The sequence below is a fragment of the Dehalococcoidia bacterium genome, assembly GCA_030018455.1.
Lineage (GTDB): Bacteria > Chloroflexota > Dehalococcoidia > DSTF01 > JALHUB01 > JASEFU01.
On record JASEFU010000005.1, the window covers coordinates 113,135 to 133,535 of the forward strand.

Consider the following 20,401-nt stretch of genomic DNA (forward strand, 5'->3'; position numbering starts at 1 on the left):
ATGACCGTCACGTCGACGTCCGCCGCGCTGGGAACGGCGGCGACCCGCGAGGCGCTGGGGCCGACCCTCATCAGATTGAGGGAGGAAGGGCTGGATATCGCCGTCGTCGATGCGGACCTCGGCTCCTCGACCACGGCGCGCCTCTTCGCCGCCGCCTACCCTGACCGCTTCTTCACGGTGGGCGTGGCGGAGCAGAATATGATCGGGATTGCGGCGGGGCTGGCGGCGGCGGGGAAGATCGCGGTTGCCAGCACGTTCGCCGTCTTCATGCCCGGCCGCTGCTTCGACCAGATCCGTCTGAGCGTCGCCCAGCCGCACCTCAACGTGAAACTTGTCGCCAGCCACGGCGGGATCACGGTGGGTGAAGACGGGGTCTCCGCCCACGCCATCGAGGACCTGTCGCTTATCTGTTCGCTGCCCGGGTTCGGCGTGATCGTCCCCGCTGACGTCGTGGAAGCGGCGCAGGCAATCGAGACCGCCGTCCGCAGCCAGGGCCCCTTCTACGTGCGCTGCACCCGCTCCAAAGTGCCCACAATCTACGACGATACGTACCGGTTCGCGTTCGGGAAGGCGCATCTCATGAGACCGGGCAAGGACGTAACGGTGATAGCTCTGGGCGTGATGGTGAAGGCGGCGCTCGACGCGGCGGCGCAGCTCGAGCAGGAAGGGATCGATTGCCGGGTGCTCAACATGGCCACGGTGCGTCCCCTCGACCGCGAAGCTATCATCGCTGCCGCGCGCGAGACAGGCGCAATCGTCACGGCGGAAGAGCACCTGGCGCATTGCGGCATGGGCGCGATGGTCTCGCAGGTGGTGGCGGCGTCTCATCCCGTGCCGATGGGCTTTGTCGGCGTGCAGGACCGCTACGCCGAGTCCGGCCGCTGGGACGAGCTGCTCGAGAAGTATGGACTGACGGCGGAGGGCATCGCGCGGGAGGTGCGGTCGGTGCTCAAGCGCAAGAAGTCGGGACTATGAACAGCACGTCGGCAGAGCGCTCCCCGCCGAAGCCTGTCGTCGCCGTCCTCTATACGGGCTCGGCGTCGGTGCTCGATGACATCGGCAAGGCGATGCGTCTGGCGGAGTACACGAAGCACCTGCCGCCTTCGATAGCTACGGTCCTGAAGATAAACATTTCATGGCAGCACTACTATCCCGCCTGCTCGACGACGCCCTGGCAGCTCGAGGGCGTAATCCGCGCGCTTCAGCAGGACGGCTATCGGGAGCTGGTGCCGGCGCAGAACGGGACGGTCGTCGTCGACTCCCACAAGGGCGAGGTCAAGAACAAGCATAAGACAGTCCTCGACAAGTACGGCCTGACGAGCCTCCATCTCAACGATAAAGGCGTGCCCTGGGTGGACTACGAACCGAAGGGCGAGATGCTGGTCCTCGATAAGGTCTTTCCGGAGGGGCTCAAGATCCCGCAAGCGCTCATCGGCAAGAACATCATCCACATGCCCACGCTCAAGACCCACGTCTTCACGACGATGACGGGGGCGATGAAGAACGCCTTCGGCGGGCTGCTGGGGTTCAAGCGGCACTGGACTCATTCCGTCATCCACGAGACCCTTGTCGATTTGCTCACGATCCAGCAGGAGATACACCCGGGAATCTTCGCCGTGATGGATGGCACGATTGCCGGCGACGGGCCGGGCCCCCGCACGATGCGCGCGCATGTGAAGAACCTCATCCTCACCAGCGCCGACCAGGTAGCTATTGACGCCGTCGCCGCCAAACTGATGGGGTTCGACCCGCTGTCGCTGAAATTCATTCGCCTGGCGCATGAGCGCGGACTCGGCTGCGGCGACCCCGACAAGATCGAGGTAGTGGGGATGGACATCAGCGGCATCAACTTCGGCTTCCGCTCCGACGAAAACAATTTCGCCAGCCGCGGTCAGAAGCTGATCTACTGGGGTCCGCTGAAGCCGTTCGAGAAGCTCCTCCTCCGTACCCCCATCGTCCCCTGGTCGTTTTTCGCTTCCAATCTGTATTACAATTACCTCTGGTATCCTCTGGTGGGGCGAAAGCGGGTAAAGCAGGCCCTCCAGACCGAATGGGGTAAGCTCTTCCAGAGCTACTAGACCTCGAAAGGAAGCCTTCGCTTTGACCCTCAGCAACCTGCGGGGGAAGTTCATCATTTCGCTGCTCTTTGGAATGGCTGTTGCCGTCGGCCTGATGGCGTACGGCGATTTCGCGGAGATCATGGGCAGCCTGGAGGACTTCCGCTGGGAGCTGCTGCCTCTCCTGCTGGCCCTTTCGCTGGCGAACTATCTCATCCGGTTTGTGAAGTGGCACTTTTACCTCGGTCAGATCGGGTTGAAGGACGTGCCGAAGTGGGACAGCTTCCTGGCCTTCTTCTCCGGCCTGGCGATGGTGATCACGCCCGGCAAGCTGGGCGAATGGCTGAAGAGCTATCTGTTGCAGGAGATGAACGGCCCGCCCTTCGTGCGGACGGCGCCCGTGCTTTTGGCGGAGCGCTTCACCGATGCGGTGGCGCTGCTGCTGCTGGCGGCTGCAGGGCTGATCATCTTCGGGGAGGCGTGGCAGGTATTCGTCATCGTTGCCGTGGCGTCGGTGGTGGCGATCATCGTAACACGCCACCGCCCGACGATGCGGGTCCTGTTGCGGTGGGCGGAAAGGGTTCCGTTTCTCCGCCGATTCGCGGTCCATTTCGAGACCTTCTACGAGAGCACGTACACGCTGTTCAACCCCTGGAGCCTCATATTCACCACCGTGCTCAGCTTTGTCTCGTGGGCGGGGGAAGTAGTGGCGTTCTACTTCGTGCTGGTTGGGCTGGGGGTTGAGCCGAGCTGGATGCTGATGGTGCAGGCATCCTTCATCCTGCCGATCTCCACGCTTGCGGGGGCCGTGGTGCTCATTGCTCCCGGCGGACTGGGCGTCGCCGAGGGCGGGATCACGGGTCTCCTTCAGGTGATCGTCGAAGATATGAGCAAGAGCGTGGCCGCGCTCGCCACGCTGATAATCCGGTTCTCCACCCTGTGGTTCGGGGTGATAGTGGGACTCGTAGCGCTGGCGATTACGAGCCGCCGGCTGGCGATGGCGCCGCCATCACGGGAGCCGCGGGCGGCCGTGGGAGGCGCTCCGGGGCAGGCGTCCGCGAGTCCCTTGAGCGCGGCCGAATCGCCGGGGGCTAATACCGACGGGAGACGGATCTCCCCTTAAGAGATGCTCGCTTCACGCGGCCGTCAGGCGTTCTTCGCCGACCTCGCCTCGCGCGCGGCCCTCCTCTCCCTGCTGTCCAACGCCGGCCTTATGGTGCTCAAGCTGGTGGTCGCCGTCATTACGGGGAGCGTTGCCGTGCTCTCGGACGGGATCGACAGCGCGGAGGACATGGTAGCATCCGCCTTTGTGCTGTGGAGCGTGCGCCTTTCGGCGAGGCCGGCCGACGAGGAGCACCCGTACGGTCATGGGGGGGCGGAGAGCATCGCGGCATCGGCTCAAGCGGTGTTGATCACGGCGGGCGCCGCGTTCATCGCCTATCAAGCGATACGGCGGCTGATCGTGGGCGAGGTGGAGATAGGAATCGGGCTGGGGCTTGCGGCGATGCTGGTGACCGGAGTGGTCAATTTGGGTGTCGTCTTATACGTGTCTCAAGCGGCGCGGCGTACGGGCTCGCTCGCCCTCCGCTCCGACGCCCGCCATCTGCTGGCGAACATCGCTCAGGCGCTGGCGGTCGTCCTTGCGCTCGTTCTCGTCGGGCTGACGGGCAGGAACGAGTTCGACGCGGCGGTGGCGCTGTTGCTGGCGGCGTACCTGCTGTGGACGGCGTGGGGCATATTCGCCGGCGCGTCGCAGCAGATTATGGACGTGCGTCTCCCGGAAGAAGAGGAGCGGGTTGTGCAGGAGACGCTGGCGCGACACCCGGGCCAGGTGTTCGGCTATCACAAGCTGCGTAGCCGCCGGCTGGGACGCCACCGCTACGTGGAGCTGCACGTGGTCGTAGACCCGAAGCGAACGCTGGAAGAGGTGCACGCGCTGCTGGACAGCATCGAGGGGGAGATAAAGTCGGCGCTTGCGGACGCGGAGGTGACTATCCACGCGGAGCCGGACGACGGGCGTCCGCGCCGCCCGCGGTCGGCTGGGCGGTGAGACTTTCCTGTTGACGGATAGAAACGGGTAGGCGGATTGCGCCCGACGCGCGCTCTTCAAGGGAAAACGAGCGTCTGGCTTGTGCGACGTGGGCGCGGTGGGGGCGACGCGAGCGCCGGAGGCGCTCAGGGCTGTCGCCACAGGCGACAGCCCGCCCGCTTCGCGGGCGCGTCGCCCCGGCATGCTGCCGGGCCCGGTGAGGCCGCGTACGGGGTTTGTGGTGGCGAAGGAGCGGTGAAAGGCGGGTAAGATGCCCGCCCTACTGTATCCGTTGGCCGCCGAGCCTCAGAGGCTGGGCTGTGGCAGAGGCGCGTCGATGGCGGGCAGGATGCCCGCCCTATTGTCGGGGCCCGTGGGGCTGGCGCCGGCTAGTCGCGGTAGCCGTTGCCGCCCGATTCCTCCTCTTCTTCCTCCTCTTCCTCCTCCTCGAACGGCTCCTCCTCCGAGTACACGCCCGTCTCGTGCCCTGCCCACACCGTCACCACGAAGTCCTCACGATAAGGGTCGTTGCTCATGACCAGCCGCTCGTCGATCTCGGTGATCAGCGCCTGCACGTCGTCTTCGGACAGCGTGTCGGGGACGCATAGCGTGGCATAGGCGGCGGTCGGCGTGTAGTGGATATCGACGCGTCCGATCTCGTCGTCGTCCGCTTCGATGACATAGCACTCGGAGTGCGGGGTCCGGCACTCGCGCTCGAAGTTGTAGTCCGGCATGTCGTCCTCCTTGCGTCCTACAGGGGGCGTGTCTGCCCGTTGCCCAGGATAATCCACTTGTAAGTGGTGAGCTCTTTGAGCGCCATGGGGCCGCGGGCGTGCATCTTCTGCGTCGAAATCCCTATCTCCGCGCCGAGCCCGAACTGCGCGCCGTCGGTGAACTGCGTGCTCACGTTGTGGTAGACGGCCGCGGCGTCGACCTCCGACAGGAAGCGGCTCGCCGTCGGCCAGTCCTCGGTGATGATCGCTTCCGAGTGCCCGGAGCCGTACTTCGCGATGTGCTCCATCGCCTCGTCGACATCGCCGACGACGCGCACGGCGGCGATGAACGTGAGGAACTCCTTGCCGAAGTCCTCGGGCGACGCGGGGACGATCTTCCAGCCGCGGGCGCCGTTCGCTTTCTGGAGGATGCTGAGCGCCGTCGGGTCGCAGCGCATCTCGACGCCCTTCTCCGACCACTTCTCGGCGATGCGGGGGAGGAAGGTTTCGGCGACGTCGCGGTGGACGAGCAGCGTTTCGAGGGCGTTGCAGATTGTCGGGCGGCGCGTCTTGGCGTTGTGGACGACGTTCACCGCCATATCGAGGTCGGCCGCCTTGTCGACGTAGGTGTGGCAGACGCCGGCGGCGGCTGAGACGACGGGCATCGTGGCGTTCTCGCGCACCATGTTCACGAGGCCGGGCCCGCCGCGGGGGATGAGCAGGTCGATGACGTCGTTCATTTTCAGCATCTCGCGCACCAGCGCGCGGTCAAGCGATTCGACGAGCTGCATGGCGCCTTCGGGCACGCCCGCCTTCGTCGCCGCCTCCGACGCAATGCGGCCGAGCAGCGCGTTTGAGCGCGCGCACTCCTCGCCGCCGCGCAGCAGCACCGCGTTGCCCGACTTGAGGCAGAGCGATGCGATATCGATGACGACGTTGGGCCGGCTTTCGAAGATGGCGCCGACGACGCCTATGGGGACGCGCACCTTGCCGATGACGAGCCCGTTGGGGCGTATAGTAAGGTCGAACTTCTCGCCCACGGGGTCGGGGAGTTTAGCCACGTTGCGGGTATCGTCGGCGATGCCGGCGACGCGCGCGGGGTTGAGGGTCATGCGCTCGAGCATCTCGTCAGAGAGACCGTTGCGCTTGCCCTCGTCGTAGTCGGCCTGGTTAGCGGCGAGGATCTCCTTCTCGTTGGCGATGAGCGCGTCGGCGATAGCGTGGAGCGCCTGGTTCTTGACGTCGGTTGGGAGGGCGGCCATGCGGCGCGCGGTGGCTTTCGCGGCCTCGCCCTTAGTCCTGACCTCAGATGCGGTGACGGTCATCGTGGTGACTCCTCATTGGGATGATGCCCCCCAAGCATACACCAACCGGCCGACCCTCTTCCACACTCTGAGACGTGGATCACGGATCAGCGTCGCCGCGCCGAGGCAAGGCTGCGCGGGCAGGGACCCGCCGGCGAGCAGACGGGTGGCCCTGCCGTGCAGCACGTGACCGAGCGGTACCCGTTTATCCGTTCCTCCCATCCATTGACGGGAAGCAGGCCTTGTGGGGTAGAGACGCCCGACCCTGCCGGGAGAAAGCGCGCCGAGCGCCATCCGCTTATCAACTTCCTAATCCGTTGACAGGTAGCCGGGCTGGCAAGGCAGCGTCTAGTTCTCCTTCTCCAGCACAACGGAGGTTTCGATTTGGCGGGGCGGGATGGACCAGTAGCGACGCAGCAACTCCCGCCCCTCCTCCTCCCCCAGCAGGCGGAAGCCGTGACGCTCGTAGAAGCGGATCGCCCCCTTGTTCGCCGCCCACGTGCCCACGAGCAGCGTCCCCGCCTGTCCGGCAGGCAGGCCCGTCGTCGCCATCGACATCAGGTGGCGCAGCAGCCGCCCGCCGATGCCTTCGCGCTGTCGCCGCGGCAGCGTGTAGGCGTGCCGGATGAGGGTGACCGGCGCGGGCGCGGCGTCGGGCAGCGGCTGGTAGCCCATCACCGCGACCAGGCCGTCGGCGTCATCCCAGCCGAAGAACGTCATCGACGCCATCTCGCGCCGCAGCTCGTCGAGGGGCATGTAGGGCTCGTGCCAGCAGTCGTCAGGGATCACGCGTCTGTACGACTGCGCGGCCTCGTTGATGACGAGGAAGATGCGGTCGGTGTCCGCCGCGGTGCATTCACGGATCATGGGCTTGTTCGCCTGAGGCGGGCAAGATGCCCGCCCTATGAGTTGCTGTCCCCGCGCACGGGGGAGTTCAGACCTGTCCGCCTGTGGCGGAGGGGTTCTCCCCTCTGCCGGGGGTTTCAGGGCCCGCCTGCCGACAGGCAGGGTGTCCCCCTGAAAATCGCTTCTTATATAACGCCTGTGGGCGGGTGGGTGGGAAGCGCGCGCGGCCGCTTGCGACGGGCGACGCCGCGAGAGGCGCCATGCGGCGCTAGAGCAAGACCAGGTTGCTCCGGTGCACCACCTCCGACCCGTAATCGTGGCCCAGCGTCTCCGCTATCCGGTCCGACCGCAGCCCGCGTATCGCCTCCACTTCATCGCGCGAATAGTTGACGATGCCGCAGGCGATCCGCTTGCCTTCGACGGTGCAGATATCGACCGCTTCCCCGCGCTCGAACGCGCCGTCGACTGCCTTCACGCCGGCGGGCAGCAGGCTCTTGTTCTGCTGCTGGAGCGCCCTCGCCGCCCCCGCGTCGACGGTTATGCGGCCGCGCACCGCCAGCCGCGACAGCATCCAGCGCTTGCGGCTCTCCATGCGGTCGACCTGCGACGGGAACAGCGTCCCCAGTTCCTCGCCGCGCGCCAGCCGGGGGAGAACGTCGCGCTCGCCGCCGCCGACGATGACGACGGTGGCGCCGCCGGCGACCGCGAGCTTCGCCGCCTCGATCTTCGTCGCCATGCCGCCCGTGCCGCGCGAGTCGGGCGAGGCGCCCCCCGCCAGCCGCTCGATCTCCTCGTCGATACGGTCGACGCGGGCAATGAGCCGCGCCTGGCGGTCGAGACGGGGGTCAGCCGTGTACAGGCCGCCGGTGTCGGTGAGCATGACGAGCAAATCGGCGTCGACGAGGTTGGCGACCAGCGCCGAAAGGTTGTCGTTGTCGCCGATGCGCGCCCCCTCGATCTCTTCCACCGCGACCACGTCGTTCTCGTTCACGATGGGCACTGCGCGGAGCTCGAGGAGCGCGAGCAGCGTGTTGCGGGCGTTGAGGTAGCCGACCCTGTCCGAGAGGTCGCGGCGGCTCAGAAGCGCTTGGGCGATGGTAATGCCGTGCCACGAGAAGAGCTCGTCGTAGCACTGCATGAGGTGGCTCTGGCCGACGGCGGCGAGCACCTGTCGCGAGAGACCGTCACGCCGGTCGGGCGGGCAGTCGATCTGGTGGCGGCCGGCGGCAATCGCGCCCGACGTGACGAGGATGACCTCGGCGCCGGCCTGGTGCAGGCGCGCCACCTGCCCGACGAGCGCCGACATCACCTCAAGGTCAAGGCGGTCGGTACCGGCGGTAAGCAGGTTCGTCCCGAACTTGGCGACGATGCGCCGGTAGCGAAGGCTGTCCGCGTCGCTCTTGCGCTTTGTCACGTCCATTCCCCGATCACTTAAGCATGCGACAGAATTATAGCTTCTTGAGATACGCTCTCACAAGGAAAGCGGTGAGGGGCCCCTCCACTACGGGACGGAACAGCTCTTGTAGGAGTTAACTTTTTTCAGGAGAAGGCGTTATAAGAAATGAGACTGCACGGCCGAGACCACACCGGGGAGGTTGAAACCCAGTCGAAAGGAGGAGCGGCGCCGTCTCTGTGAAATCGTGACTGCCCGACGGAACAAAGATAGCAGAGGAAAGACCAGTTCCAAGCGCCGGAAAGGAGGCACACATGAGGAAGCTATTCGTCGGACTGCTGGCCATAGTGGGGTTGCTCGCGGCGGGCTGCATCATCCAATTCGCCACCCTCTACAAAGATGACGCCGGCAGGACCCACTTCGTCGGCCTCGCCAGCAACCTGACCAACGCCGACGTGGTCGACGCCGTGGTCGAAGTCAGGTTCTACGACAGCTCGAATAACCTGCTCGACACCAGGTTCGTCAACCCCTGCACGCGAACGCTGCAGGACCACCAGTCGTCGCCCGTGGAGTCGATTCTCCCTCCGGGCGTGACGGCCAGCCGCACGGAGAACATCGTCCATCCCCTTACCTTCGGCACGAAGCTGGCGCCGGACATGGACGTATCGGATGTGAAGCTGCAAGTTGACGGCGACACCACCCACCTTACGGGTAAGGTCGAGAACGACGACAGCAAGACGTTCTACGCCGTGCAGGTGTGCGCTGCCTTCTACGACGACGACGGGGATGTGGTGCGGGTCGGGCGCGTCTTCCTCGACCCGGCGAAGCTCTCGCGCGGCGCCACTGGCACGTTCGACATCGCTATTGAGGACATGCCGAGCGACGTGGAAGAGTACCAGCTCTGGGTGGATGCGACGGTGCGCAACCCGACGGACGTGACCGCTCCCGTTGTGGTAGGCCCCAAGAACCTACCGGGAGCGGAGGCCACGGCAACGCCTACCGCCACGCCCGAACCGACGGCGACGCCCGGGTAGAGAACGACCAGGACAGCCGAGACTCGGAGGGGCAGGCTAGATACTGCCCCTCTCCTCTTCTTCGATCACGCTTTCCTGACCGCCAGGCGCATTCGATGGCCGTCTACCGTGTGTTCCTCGCGATGGGCGTCCGGCGGCGCCTCCCCCTCGACCAGCTCGAGCGACAGCGTCTCCTGACGCACGTACTCGCCGAAGGCCGTCATCACCCGCCGCAGGTCGTCGCCATCGCGGTAGTAGGTGACGATGCGGTCGGCAATGTCGAAGGCGGCATTGCGACGCATCGTCTGGAGGCGGTGCACGATCTCGCGCGCCAGCCCCTCGTCGGCAAGCTCGGGCGTGATCTCGGTGGGGATCGCCACCAGGTAGCCGTACTCGGCGGCGGTCGCGAAGCCCTCGCGGTCGTGGGCCGCCACGTCGATCTCGCCCGGCTCCAGCGTCCACCTGCCGGCAACGACGGGCTCGCGGCGGGACAGCGCATCCGCAACGGCGCGTGAGTCGAGGCTTCGCAGCGCTTCACATATTTCGCCCAGCTCGCGCCCGTACTTTGGCCCGAGCGCTGCGCGATTGGACCGCACCTCGTACGATACGAATTCGCTGTCGTCGTCGATCAGCGTCAGCTCTTTGACGTTCAGCTCTTCCTTGACCTGCCCGGCGAGACTCTGCACCGCTGCCTGTTCTGAGCGGGCGCGCACTTTCACGAAGGCGCGGGCCAGCGGCTGCCTCACCTTGATGCCGGCCTTGCTTCGCGCCGACCGTCCCAGCCCCACCAGCCGCATGACGAGGCGGACTTCGCCGTCCAGCCGCTCGTCCACCAGCGACATGTCGGCGACGGGCCAATCGCAGAGGTGGACGCTTTCGGGCGCCGTTGCGTCGTGGGAGCGCACGAGGTTCTGGTACATCGCCTCAGCGAGGAAGGGCACGAACGGCGCGAGGAGCTTGGAGAGCGTCACCAGGCAGGTGTGCAACGTCTCGTAAGCCGTGCGCTTGTCGGCGTCGTCCTCGCTCTTCCAGAAGCGGCGGCGGCTGCGGCGCACGTACCAGTTCGAGAGATCCTCCACGAACGCCTCGATGTGCCGGGTTGCGGTCATCGAATCGAACTCTTCCAGCGCTACGGTGACGCGGTCGATGAGCTGGTTCAGGCCGGACAGTATCCAGCGATCGAGGTCGGCGGAGGCACGCGCGCCCGGGGCCGCGCCGGGCACGAAGCGGTCGATGTTGGCGTAGGTGACGAAGAAAGAGTAAGTGTTCCAGAGCGTGAGCACAAAGCCGCGACGGATCTCGTCGCCGCTGTGCCAGCCGAAGTTCAGGTTGGCCGTCGGGTTATGGCGCGCGAAGAGCCACCGCATGACGTCGACGCCCATGCGTTCGGCGGCGTCGTCGAACCAGATGGCGTTGCCCTTGCTCTTGTGCATCTCTTCGCCCTTTTCGTCGCGAAGGAGGGCGTAGCCGAAGCAGGCGCGGAAAGGCTCGCGGTCCTCGAGCACAGTGCTCATGGCGAGCAGCGAATAGAACCAGTTGCGGAACTGGCCGGGAAAGCTCTCCGATATCCAGTCGGCGGGGAACCACTCCTCCCAGTAGGCGCGGTTGTGCCGGTAGTGGAGCGTGGAATAGGGCACGATGCCGGCGTCGAGCCAGGGGTTGCCCACGTCAGGGATGCGGCCGACGAGGGCGCCGCACTTCGAGCAGCGGATCTTCACGGCGTCGATCCACGGCCGGTGGGGCGAGTGCCCCTCGAACTCCTCCCAGCCCTCGACGGCGCGCTCGCGCAGTTCCTCGTCGCCGCCCATGACCTCGACGTTGCCGCACTCGCGGCACTCGTAGATGGGCAGCGCGAGGCCGTAGTAGCGCTTTTTCGAGATCATCCAGTCTTCCATGTTCTGGAGCCAGTCGAGCTCGCGCGCCAGGCCAAACTCGGGGATCCAGCGGATCCTCTTGGTGACGGCGGCGATACGGTGGCGCAGCTCGTCCATGGAGATGAACCACTCATCCACCAGGCGGAAGACAAGCTCGCTCTCGCAGCGCCAGCAAACGGGGTAGCGGTGGGTGTAGTCTTCGACACGATAGAGGATGCCCTTGCGGGCGAGGTCGTCGAAGACAGGCTGCGTAACGTCGGCGACGTTGCGGCCGCTGAGCCAGCCGAACCCGGGGAGGAAGTTGCCGGCTTCGTCGAGGGGTGCGATGACGGCCAGCCCGAAGTCCTTGCTCAGCAGGAAGTCCTCTTTGCCGGCGCCAGGCGCGATGTGGACGATTCCCGTTCCTTCCGTCTCGCTGACCTCCTCCCAGGGGACGACCCGGTGCTCGACGCCATGCTGCGGCGGGAGCTCGTCGAAGGGGCCGCGATACTTCCAGCCGGCCATCTCCGCGCCCTTGAGCTCGCCCAGCACCTCGTAGCCGCCTTGCAGCACTCCGAGCGCCGCCTTCGCCAGATAGTACGTCTCGTCGCCCTGGCGCACGCGGACGTAGTCGAGATCGGGATGGACGGCGGCCGCGGTGTTGGAGGAGAGCGTCCAGGGCGTCGTCGTCCAGACTAGAAGGCTCTCCCTGTCGCGTCCTTCCAGAGGGAACTTGAGGTAGACGCTGGGGTGCGTCAGCTCGCGGTAGCCTTCGGTGACGATCTCGTGTTGCGAGAGGCCAGTGGCGCAGCGAGGGCACCAGGGCATCACGTCGTGGCCCTTGTAGAGCCAGCCTTCCTCGTGGCAACGCTTGAGGAAGTGCCAGATGGTGTAATTGTTCTCGTCGGAGAACGTGTAGTAAGAGTTGTCCCAGTCCATCCAGTAGCCGAGGCGGATCGACTGTTCGGTCTGGATGGCGGAGAAGCGGCGGACGCGGTCCTTGCACGCCTCTACAAACCGGTCGATGCCGAAGGCCTCGATGTCGCGCTTGGACTTGAACCCCATCTCCCGCTCGACCTCGACCTCGATCCACAGCCCCTGGCAGTCGAAGCCGTTCTGGTAGCGCTGGCGGAAGCCCTGCATCGTCTTCAGGCGCTGGTAGATGTCCTTGTAGGTGCGCCCCCAGGCGTGGTGGACGCCCATCGGGTTGTTGGCGGTGATGGGGCCATCGATGAACGACCACTTCTGAGGGGACGCCTGGTTGCGGCGCAAGTACTTCTCGATCATTCCCTCCTCGCGCCACCAGCGCAGGATGTCGCGTTCGAGGGCCGGGAAGTCGACCTTTGCCGGGACCGGTCTAAACATGACTTCTCTCCAATAAGAAACCCGTCCCAGCCAGGGACGGGCGATCATTACCCGCGGTACCACCCCGATTCTCGCCTCAGGCGAGCGCTTTCCGGGGCACGCGTTCATGCCCCCGTCCCTCTAACGTGGGACGAACCCGTCCGAGCCTACTTGTCCCTCGGCGGAAGGATGTTCGGTCGGCGGCTCAGGAGTGATTTTCGGCCGGCGCCGCCGCGTCTCCCGGCGCTGCCGGGACCCCTCCCGGGGCGCTCACACCATACCGGACTCGCTGTCCGGCTCCACCGGCTTACTCGTCTCCGTCACAGCCTTTCCACACAAGTATATTGTCGACGAAGTGGGCGGTCAATCGGAGATGGTCACGGCGGCGCAACGCGGCGATATCGCGTAGGGTCGGGGTCCAATTTGGGCGGGCTCCGGCGGGGAAAAAGGGGTAAGGCGTCAGGAAGAAGAGGCCTGTTCGCGGGCGCGGATCTTGGTGTAGCAGGCGCTGCAGTAGACGGGCCGGTCGCCGCGGGGCACGAAGGGCACTTCCGTCATCATGCCGCACTCGGCGCATGTCGCGGGGTGCATCTGACGGGGCGTGCGCCCGCCGAAGCTGGCGAAGGCGCCATAGCGGACGTACCCGTCCTCCACCTCGTTCGTGCGGGCGGTCTTGCGGGCAGCGCGGCAGGAAGGGCAGCGAACGGGCTCGTTCTGCAGCCCCTTGCTGGCGTAAAATTCCTGCTCACCGGCGGTGAACACAAAACTGCCGCCACAATCGCGGCATATCAGCGCTTTGTCAGCGAAACTCAAATCTTATCTCCGTTTGGTCTGGGGGACCGTTTATATTATACCGCATTTCAGGGCGTTCGCAAGGTACGCAACTTCCGAGCGGGTACTGCTGAATCGACACTCCCCGGTTCGAGGGGGGCCGGCGCTCGCCACTCCCGCGCCCCGGAGGCGCTTTTTCGACGGCGCTTTCGGCTTCGCTACAGACAATTGAGCGCGTCTACGCCTATACTGCGATTGCGTTTCGCCGGCATTTGGCGGCGCCGGCGGCGCCTGGCAGGAGGCAAGCCCGATGACGGAGAACTCGTTGCGGCGGCTCTGGAAGGAAGACAAGGCGGCCCTAGGAGCGTGGCTATCGATACCGGACTCGTTCAGCGCGGAGGTGATGGCGCGGGCAGGCTACGACTGGCTGTGCATCGACATGCAACACGGGCTGGTCGATTATCAGCGGGCGGTGCCGATGCTGCAGGCGATCTCCACCACGCGCACGGCGCCGGTGGTGCGCGTCCCCTGGAACGACCCGGCGATCATAATGAAGGTTCTCGACGCGGGAGCGCAGGCGGTCATCGTGCCGCTCATCAACACCCGCGCCGACACGGAGCTGGCGGTTAGCGCCTGTCGCTACCCTCCCCGCGGCATCCGCAGCTACGGCCCGACGCGCGCCGGGCTGGGCGGCGGCTATTTTGAGCGAGCGGAGGAAAGCGTCTGCTGCATCCCCATGATTGAGACGGCTTCCGCGCTGGAGAACCTCGACGACATCCTCTCCGTGCCGGGAGTCGACGCCATCTACGTCGGGCCGATGGACCTCAGCCTCTCGCTGGGGCTTGAGCCGAAGCCGGACCGCGAGGGTGACGCCGTGTACTCCGAGGCGCTGGGCCATATCCTGGAGGCGTGCCGCCGGCATGGGGTGGCGGCGGGGATACACGCCGGCAGCCGGATGGCGGCGAAACGAGTAGCCGATGGCTTTCGGTTCGTGTTGGTGAGCTCGGACGTCGACCTGCTGGCGCGAAACGCGGCGCAGGAGTTGCGCGCGGCGAGAGAAGCGGCGAGCTCTCCCGTCCGCGACTGAGAAGCCCATATCGCGGCTTTGCCGTCGACCTGCCCCGCCTTACGTTAGCTGGAGCGCTATCACGTTCGCTGAGTGCGGCTCGAGTTCGATCACGCCGTCCGCCCCGATCTTCCGGCTCTCTGTCCGCACCGCGACGTCTCGCAGCCCCAACCTCCTATCGCAATCACCAGCGAGGCCCGACAACGCCTCGGGTTATCCTTGTCCGGTCGACTCGGGCATGCCTGCCAGGCGCTCGAGCACGAGGACAAGGGCGCTGTTGTCGTCGTCGCCGTGGCCGGAAGCCAGGAGCGACTTGTACAGCTCCAGCGCCTGCGCCGTCCCGGGCAGAGGGGCATTGTACTCGCGGCCGGTGGCGAGGGCGATGTTCAGGTCTTTTGCGTGCAGGCGCGAGCGGAAGCCGGGGCGGAACTCGCGGTCGAGCATGCGCTGGCCGTGCACTTCAAGTACGCGGCTGGCGGCGAACCCGCCCAGCAGGGCCTGCCGCACCTTCGCCGGGTCGACGCCGGCCTTGCGCGCCAGCACGAGCGCCTCCGAGACCGCCTGAAGCGTCATCGCCGCGACGATCTGGTTGCAGGCCTTGCAGATCTGGCCCGCGCCGGCGCCGCCCACGTGGACGATGTTCTTTCCCAGCGTCAGGAACAGGGGCAGCGCGCGCTGGAAGGCCTCCTCCGGCCCGCCCACCATGATCGAGAGGGTGGCGTTGATGGCGCCCACGTCGCCGCCGGAGACGGGGGCATCGAGCATCTGCGCGCCCCGCGCTTCCGCTTCGGCGGCGAGGCGCCGGGCGGCGACGGGCGAGATGGTGCTCATGTCGATCACCAGGCAGCCGGGGCGCATTCCCGCGAAGACGCCGTTCTCCGCCATCAGCACCGTCTCGACGTCCGGCGTGTCGGGCAGCATGGTGATGACGACATCGGCGTGGGAGGCCAGCTCGCGGGGAGTGGCGGCACGCTCGGCTCCCTCCTTCACCACTTCCGCTACCGGCCCCGGGCTGCGGCTGTGCGCGACGAGCGGGTAGCCGGCGCGCAGCAGATTGAGGCTCATGGGCTTCCCCATGAGGCCGAGACCGATGAAGCCTACAGTTTCCTTCATCTCCGTGCTCCCTTACAAAGTGGGGGCGTCCTGCGGGTGACGAGAGGCGAGCCGTGTCGTCGAGTCAGCGGTCGGGACGGACGGCGCGCGCCACCGCCTTCACCGCATCAGCCGCGCCTTCGAGGAAAAGTACGCTCGCCGCCAGCAGGGCGCCCCGCGCATTGGGACCCGCTCTCATCGCCGCCTGCGTCTCCTCGACGCACTGACCCGCGTCGGTCACGTCCGCTCCCGTCGAGACGAAAAGCGGGAGCGTCGTGGCAGCGGCGACGGCGGCGAAGCCTTCGCAGTAGGGAAGGGCGAGCCATAATCCGAGGCTGGAGTCGCCGAGAGCGGAGGCGAGGCCGGCCAGCTTGACGAGATCAGCCGGCTCCCTGAGAGTGCGCCAGCGGCCGTCGGCCTTCTGCACGGGGGCGGCGTCGAGGAAGACGGTCAGCCCGAGGGCGTTCAGCTCGGTTATGGCGGCGGCGCAGGCGGCGACGGCGTCGGCGGAGCGGGTCTCCGAGGCGGTGAGGCGTAGCGTGAGGCGGGCGCCGTCGAGGCGCAAAACAGCGACCGTCTGGGGAACGAAGCTGGTGAAACGGCTGTCAATTTCCCACACGCTGCCGGCCGCGCCGCCCGGGTTCATGCTGGCGATGAGCAGCTTGCCGTCGAGAATGCGGGGGTGCCCGCGCTCTTCGAGCAGGTGGCAGACAATGAGCAGCTCGTCGATGACGTCCGTCGTCGCGGCCACGCCGTCGAGGCCGCCGGCGGTGAGGGCGAAAACGATGCGCGAGAGGAACGAGTAGCGGTCGCTGAGGGCGAGCGGGTCGCCGCCGCTCGCGAGGGCCTGGCGCGCGGGCTGGTCGGCGACGAGGAGGGCGAGGCGACCGTCCTTCGTCAGCGGTTCGGGGCGGAGCCGCCGCCCCGCCTGTTCGGAGACGGTTTGAGGGCGTCGCAGGCGTACCCCGGTTATCTCCTCGAAAAGGTCCCGGGGCAGCCGTTCCATTTCCGGCCTGCTTCCCTGGCGCCGGCGCTCCGCCACGTTGGTCCTCTACTGCACCCAGTAACTTATGCCCAGCCAGCCTATGAGGCCGGTGCCTTCCTGCAGGCCCCGCATCCTTGCCGAGTATCCGACGTGGCCTTCCGGGGAGCACAGCGGGTACATGGGCCCGTGCTTCCTCAGTAGTACGCGCTGGACGTCGCGGTAGTACTCTTGTCTCTCGTCGATGTCGAATATCTCCCAGCCGCCCTCGATCAAGGCGTCCACTTCCGAATCGCTGCTGCGACCGGGGTTTCTGTCGGCGTTCTGGCCCTTGCTGTAGTAGGACCGGAGCGGCATGTCCGGCTCCATGTAGGGAAGGTTGAGGAAGAAGGTGATGTCGAACTCGCCGGGGTACTGGTACTGGGACAGATAGACGCCCAGCTCCTTGAGCGCGATGTTCATCCTGACGCCGATGCGCCGGTAGTGGTCGGCGACGATCTCCGCTGCTTTAGGGGGGTCGCCGAAGTTCACGCAGGGGGCGTTGAGTTCAAGGCCGTCGCCGTAGCCGGCGGCGCTGAGAAGCTGGGTGGCCTTTTCGGCGTCGTACTTTAGGACCGTCCGGATCTCGTCCTGCGGCAAGGCCCAGTATTCCAGCGGCCAGGGGACAGGGCCGTTGTACTTTCCCTCTCCGAAGTACAGTTTGTCAATCAGGTCGTCGCGGTCGATGGCGATGTCAAGCGCCTCCCGCACGCGGTCATCGCTGAAGGGCGGCCTGTCAACCCTGATGTAGCAATTAGTCGTAAAGAGCGAAGGCGAGGTCTCGACCTGGTAGGATGGGTTCCCCTCCACCTCGGCCCGCTTGAACTTGTCCAGGTTGACGGCAACGTAGTCCAGCTTGCCCGTCTTGAAGGTCTGCCAGAGAGTGCCGGTGTCCGGGATGACCAGCCATTCTTCCTCGTCGGGGAACGGCCGGCCCGCCAGGTAGTAGTCGAGGTTTTTTCGCAGGCGGACTCGCTCGCCGCGGGTAAACCCGTCCAGTATCCATGCGCCGCAGCCGGAGGCGTGCGAGGACAGGTCTTCCCACTTTTCGACGGCCTCGCGGGGCACGATGCAGTAAGGGTAATTCCCGTGGTGGTAGATTGCCGGAGAGAACAGCCTGTTTGTCGCGTGCTTGAATGTGTAGGTGTCGACTGCCTCGTAAGTCTCAGTGTACAGCGTGAGGAGTTTTCTATCGTTGAGCGTCGGTCCGGCCTTAAGGCGGTCGAAGCTGTACTTCACGTCCTCCGCGGTCACCTCGCGTCCAAAGGTGGGGTCGACGTCGTGAAACTTCACGCCCTTGCGGAGCGTCCAGATGTATGTCGTGTTGTCCGGCTGTTCGAGCTTCTCTGCGATGAGCGGCGTGAATTCCTGGGTGGACATGTTGATGGCGTGCAAGGGGTTATGGATGCGGGCGGAAAGGTAGCCTGCGGTTATGCTTTGCTGGGGGTCGAGGTTGCCGGGGTCGGTGGGTATGCCGAACGTGGCCTTTCCACCGGGGACGGGCGTCTCGCCGGCGGCGGGTGTCTCGCCCCCTGCCGGCGTCCCTTCTTCGCCGTCTCCCTCGCAAGCTGCCGCGCCGAGGGCGGCGGCTCCTAAACCAGCGGCTGCGCCCGCTTTGAGGACGCTCCTCCTCGAAACACGTCTCCGGGCGAACTTGCTCCAGTACTCGCTGGCCATGCTGGCGACCTCCTTGGTTTGTTCCGTGCCGGCTCTATAATACCTTTCTGACGCTTAGAGGTAACCGGCGCCGCCGCCGGACTTATGCGCTAGCTTCGTACTGTTCGCCCCCGATCTCGTAGCGCTGAAGCTTCTCCTCGTCGATCTCGATGCCGAGCCCGGGCCTATCGGGCAGCGAGAGGTAGCCGTCGCCGTCGATCCGCACCGGCTCCGTCAGCGGGAAATCGCGTACTTCCAGCGTCCAGGAGGGCGGGTCGTACGGGAACTCGATGAACGAGCAGTTGGGGACAGCCGCCGCGAGGTGGAGGTTGGCCACGAGACCGATGCCGTTCGACCAGGTGTGAGGCGCGAAGGTGAGCCCCGCGGCTTCCGCCATACCGGCGACTTTGCGGGCGCCGCTGATGCCGCCGGCGAACGTGGCGTCCGGCTGATAGACGTCGTAGCAGCCCTTTTCCAGGTAGGTGCGGAACTCGTGCAAAGCGGGGTTGAGCTCGCCGCCGGCGAGGCGCAGGTTCACCGTCCGGCGCAGGGCGGCGAGACCGTCGTAGTCGTACGCCCAGAGCGGCTCCTCCAGCCAGTACACGCCGTAGTTCTCCATCTCGCGCGCCATCATCACTGCCGTCTGGAGGTCCCAGCGGTGCGCGACAGGATCGCCGGGGAGGTTCCACGCCTGATTGGCGTCGACCATTATCTCCATCGAGTCGCCGACCGCTTTGCGCACGGCTTCGAGGACGGGCAGGTCGTCGCGGGCGTTCGGGCTGTGGAACCGCAGCTTGACGGCAGTGAACCCTTCCTCGCGGAGGCGGAGCACGTCGTCGACGCGCCGTTCCGCCGGCCTGAGCTCGCCGGTGCTGGCGTAGGCGCGGACGCGGCTCTTGTGTCCGCCGAGTAGACGGTAGAGGGGCAGGCCCGCCGCCTTGCCGGCGATGTCCCAGAGGGCGACCTCGACGGCCCAGGGGCGCCCCATGAAGTAGGTGATGGTGCGCAGGAGGTGGGCATGCCGCTCGATATCGAGAGGGTCCTGGCCGACGAAGAGGGGGCCGGCGGTGTTCATGCGCGTGGCGACGCCGCCGGAACCGATGCCCGTAATTCCGGCGTCGGTGGCCACTTCCACGAGGGTGAGGCGATGAGTGCTGCTGGGAAACGGCTGCCAGGTGGCGGCGAACGGGTGCTCGTGATGGGGGAACTCGAAGACGCGTGTCCTTACCTCGGTGATCTTCATGTCAGCCTCCTTGCCGCGCCGTGATCGCGGCCGCGTTCGTCAGGTCAGGGCGTCGATTTCGGCCATCTCCTCGTCGCTGAGCCGCCAAGAGACGGCGTTCACGTTCTGTTCCACCTGCTCCGGCCGGGTGGCGCCGGCGATGACGGAAGAGATGTAGGGATGTGACGCCAGCCAGCCGAGAGCGAGGTCGACCAACGGCCGGCCCCTGGCCTGGGCGAAAGCCTCCAGCTTTTCCAGCATGTCGAAGTTTTGCTCGGTGAGGACGTCGCCGGCTATCGGCGCGACCGCGGCCAGGCGCGTCCCTTCCGGCAGGGGCTCGCCGCGACGGTACTTGCCGGTGAGAAAGCCGCTGGCGAGGGGGAAGTAGGGGAGAATGCCGAGCCCGTACTTGTCGCAAACGGGGACGAGGTCCTTTTCGATGCGGCGCTCCATCAGGTTATAGCGGTTCTGCGCGGAGACGAAGGGGGTAAGCCCGTGGGCCTTCGCGATCAGCTGCGACTCCACGACCTGCCACGCCGCGTAGTTAGAGCAGCCGACGTAACGCACCTTCCCCTGACGCACAAGGTCGTCGAGGGCGCGCATCGTCTCCTCGGCGGGCGTGGACTCATCGGGGAAGTGGATCTGGTAGAGGTCGACGTGGTCGGTGGCGAGACGGCGCAGGCTGCCTTCTACCTGCTGCATTATGTGGCGTCGCGAGGCGCCCGATTGGAGAGGCTCCTCGCCCACGCGGCTGCCGACCTTGGTGGCGATGATCACTTCGCTGCGGTGCCCCGCCAGCGCCCTTCCCAGGTATTCCTCGGAGAGGCCGCGGCCGTAGCTGTTCGAGGTGTCGAAGAAGTTGACGCCCAGGTCCAGCGCCTTGTGCACGACGAGGGCGCTCTGCTGCTCGTCGCAGCGCCAGCCGAAGTTGTTGCAGCCGAGGCCCGCTAGCGAGATTTTGAGGCCTGAGTTGCCCAAGCGTCTGTACTCCATTTCCGACTCCTCCGATACTGCGCGAACG

General features: G+C 66.1%; 18 protein-coding genes. 7 read left to right on the plus strand and 11 right to left on the minus strand.

Annotated elements, in window-relative coordinates; translation table 11 throughout:
- From QME71_07950 to QME71_07970, 5 genes are all read left to right on the plus strand, one after another.
- A complete protein-coding gene (locus tag QME71_07950; GenBank protein MDI6858227.1) occupies window positions 1-975 on the plus strand; it encodes a transketolase C-terminal domain-containing protein in 975 nt (324 codons plus the stop codon).
- Window positions 972-2,078 (plus strand): DUF362 domain-containing protein, encoded by a 1,107-nt coding sequence (locus QME71_07955; protein MDI6858228.1) that lies wholly within the window; start codon window positions 972-974, stop codon window positions 2,076-2,078. Before QME71_07950 ends, QME71_07955 begins: the two co-directional genes overlap by 4 nt.
- Before the next feature lie 22 nt (window positions 2,079-2,100).
- Window positions 2,101-3,180 carry a lysylphosphatidylglycerol synthase transmembrane domain-containing protein gene (locus QME71_07960; GenBank protein ID MDI6858229.1) on the plus strand — a complete coding sequence of 360 codons (1,080 nt, stop codon included), beginning with the start codon at window positions 2,101-2,103 and terminating at the stop codon, window positions 3,178-3,180.
- A 3-nt stretch (window positions 3,181-3,183) separates the two neighbouring features.
- Complete coding sequence (locus tag QME71_07965; protein ID MDI6858230.1) at window positions 3,184-4,107, plus strand: cation diffusion facilitator family transporter; 924 nt, start codon at window positions 3,184-3,186, stop codon at window positions 4,105-4,107.
- 79 nt (window positions 4,108-4,186) lie between these two features.
- Window positions 4,187-4,345 (plus strand): hypothetical protein, encoded by a 159-nt coding sequence (locus QME71_07970; GenBank protein ID MDI6858231.1) that lies wholly within the window; start codon window positions 4,187-4,189, stop codon window positions 4,343-4,345.
- Between the two features lie 130 nt (window positions 4,346-4,475).
- Here the strand turns inward: QME71_07970 and QME71_07975 are convergent, their stop codons facing one another.
- From QME71_07975 to proB, 4 genes are all read right to left on the minus strand, one after another.
- Window positions 4,476-4,820, minus strand: a complete 345-nt coding sequence (locus tag QME71_07975) for a hypothetical protein (protein MDI6858232.1) — start codon at window positions 4,818-4,820, stop codon at window positions 4,476-4,478.
- A gap of 17 nt (window positions 4,821-4,837) precedes the next feature.
- The gene (locus tag QME71_07980) at window positions 4,838-6,124 is read right to left on the minus strand and encodes a glutamate-5-semialdehyde dehydrogenase (protein ID MDI6858233.1); all 1,287 of its coding nucleotides are present in this window, start codon (window positions 6,122-6,124) and stop codon (window positions 4,838-4,840) included.
- A gap of 327 nt (window positions 6,125-6,451) precedes the next feature.
- Window positions 6,452-6,970, minus strand: a complete 519-nt coding sequence (locus QME71_07985; protein ID MDI6858234.1) for a GNAT family N-acetyltransferase — start codon at window positions 6,968-6,970, stop codon at window positions 6,452-6,454.
- A gap of 247 nt (window positions 6,971-7,217) precedes the next feature.
- Window positions 7,218-8,369 (minus strand): glutamate 5-kinase, encoded by a 1,152-nt coding sequence (gene proB / locus QME71_07990; GenBank protein ID MDI6858235.1) that lies wholly within the window; start codon window positions 8,367-8,369, stop codon window positions 7,218-7,220.
- Window positions 8,370-8,656: 287 nt separating this feature from the next.
- On the opposite strand from proB, the gene QME71_07995 reads away from it, so the two are divergent.
- A complete protein-coding gene (locus QME71_07995) occupies window positions 8,657-9,376 on the plus strand; it encodes an FxLYD domain-containing protein (protein MDI6858236.1) in 720 nt (239 codons plus the stop codon).
- A gap of 65 nt (window positions 9,377-9,441) precedes the next feature.
- Here the strand turns inward: QME71_07995 and ileS are convergent, their stop codons facing one another.
- Together ileS and QME71_08005 are read right to left on the minus strand one after the other, a co-directional pair.
- Window positions 9,442-12,573 (minus strand): isoleucine--tRNA ligase, encoded by a 3,132-nt coding sequence (gene ileS / locus QME71_08000; protein ID MDI6858237.1) that lies wholly within the window; start codon window positions 12,571-12,573, stop codon window positions 9,442-9,444.
- A gap of 438 nt (window positions 12,574-13,011) precedes the next feature.
- On the minus strand, window positions 13,012-13,365 hold the full coding sequence (locus QME71_08005) for a zinc-ribbon domain containing protein (protein MDI6858238.1): 354 nt from the start codon (window positions 13,363-13,365) through the stop codon (window positions 13,012-13,014).
- A gap of 268 nt (window positions 13,366-13,633) precedes the next feature.
- Between QME71_08005 and QME71_08010 the strand changes: the two genes are divergently transcribed.
- Complete coding sequence (locus QME71_08010; GenBank protein MDI6858239.1) at window positions 13,634-14,410, plus strand: aldolase/citrate lyase family protein; 777 nt, start codon at window positions 13,634-13,636, stop codon at window positions 14,408-14,410.
- Between the two features lie 192 nt (window positions 14,411-14,602).
- Here the strand turns inward: QME71_08010 and QME71_08015 are convergent, their stop codons facing one another.
- The 5 genes from QME71_08015 to QME71_08035 all read right to left on the minus strand — a co-directional run bounded on the left by QME71_08015 (window position 14,603) and on the right by QME71_08035 (window position 20,373).
- Window positions 14,603-15,502: a 2-hydroxy-3-oxopropionate reductase gene (locus QME71_08015; GenBank protein MDI6858240.1), complete on the minus strand. Its 900-nt coding sequence runs from the start codon at window positions 15,500-15,502 to the stop codon at window positions 14,603-14,605.
- A gap of 64 nt (window positions 15,503-15,566) precedes the next feature.
- On the minus strand, window positions 15,567-16,487 hold the full coding sequence (locus QME71_08020; protein ID MDI6858241.1) for a hypothetical protein: 921 nt from the start codon (window positions 16,485-16,487) through the stop codon (window positions 15,567-15,569).
- A gap of 45 nt (window positions 16,488-16,532) precedes the next feature.
- A complete protein-coding gene (locus QME71_08025; GenBank protein MDI6858242.1) occupies window positions 16,533-18,179 on the minus strand; it encodes an ABC transporter substrate-binding protein in 1,647 nt (548 codons plus the stop codon).
- A gap of 82 nt (window positions 18,180-18,261) precedes the next feature.
- Window positions 18,262-19,401, minus strand: coding sequence for a mandelate racemase/muconate lactonizing enzyme family protein (locus QME71_08030; GenBank protein ID MDI6858243.1), 1,140 nt, complete (start codon window positions 19,399-19,401; stop codon window positions 18,262-18,264).
- Between the two features lie 39 nt (window positions 19,402-19,440).
- Window positions 19,441-20,373, minus strand: a complete 933-nt coding sequence (locus QME71_08035; GenBank protein ID MDI6858244.1) for an aldo/keto reductase — start codon at window positions 20,371-20,373, stop codon at window positions 19,441-19,443.
- Window positions 20,374-20,401 lie beyond the last annotated feature (28 nt).

Bases quoted from the DNA above. Each gene is read 5' to 3' on its own strand.
- QME71_07950 (MDI6858227.1), top strand. From the start codon at position 1: ATGACCGTCACGTCGACGTCCGCCGCGCTGGGAACGGCGGCGACCCGC.
- QME71_07955 (MDI6858228.1), top strand. From the start codon at position 972: ATGAACAGCACGTCGGCAGAGCGCTCCCCGCCGAAGCCTGTCGTCGCC.
- QME71_07965 (MDI6858230.1), top strand. From the start codon at position 3,184: ATGCTCGCTTCACGCGGCCGTCAGGCGTTCTTCGCCGACCTCGCCTCG.
- QME71_07975 (MDI6858232.1), bottom strand. From the start codon at position 4,820: ATGCCGGACTACAACTTCGAGCGCGAGTGCCGGACCCCGCACTCCGAG.
- QME71_07980 (MDI6858233.1), bottom strand. From the start codon at position 6,124: ATGACCGTCACCGCATCTGAGGTCAGGACTAAGGGCGAGGCCGCGAAA.
- QME71_07985 (MDI6858234.1), bottom strand. From the start codon at position 6,970: ATGATCCGTGAATGCACCGCGGCGGACACCGACCGCATCTTCCTCGTC.
- proB (MDI6858235.1), bottom strand. From the start codon at position 8,369: ATGGACGTGACAAAGCGCAAGAGCGACGCGGACAGCCTTCGCTACCGG.
- QME71_07995 (MDI6858236.1), top strand. From the start codon at position 8,657: ATGAGGAAGCTATTCGTCGGACTGCTGGCCATAGTGGGGTTGCTCGCG.
- ileS (MDI6858237.1), bottom strand. From the start codon at position 12,573: ATGTTTAGACCGGTCCCGGCAAAGGTCGACTTCCCGGCCCTCGAACGC.
- QME71_08010 (MDI6858239.1), top strand. From the start codon at position 13,634: ATGACGGAGAACTCGTTGCGGCGGCTCTGGAAGGAAGACAAGGCGGCC.
- QME71_08015 (MDI6858240.1), bottom strand. From the start codon at position 15,502: ATGAAGGAAACTGTAGGCTTCATCGGTCTCGGCCTCATGGGGAAGCCC.
- QME71_08020 (MDI6858241.1), bottom strand. From the start codon at position 16,487: ATGGAACGGCTGCCCCGGGACCTTTTCGAGGAGATAACCGGGGTACGC.
- QME71_08025 (MDI6858242.1), bottom strand. From the start codon at position 18,179: ATGGCCAGCGAGTACTGGAGCAAGTTCGCCCGGAGACGTGTTTCGAGG.
- QME71_08030 (MDI6858243.1), bottom strand. From the start codon at position 19,401: ATGAAGATCACCGAGGTAAGGACACGCGTCTTCGAGTTCCCCCATCAC.
- QME71_08035 (MDI6858244.1), bottom strand. From the start codon at position 20,373: ATGGAGTACAGACGCTTGGGCAACTCAGGCCTCAAAATCTCGCTAGCG.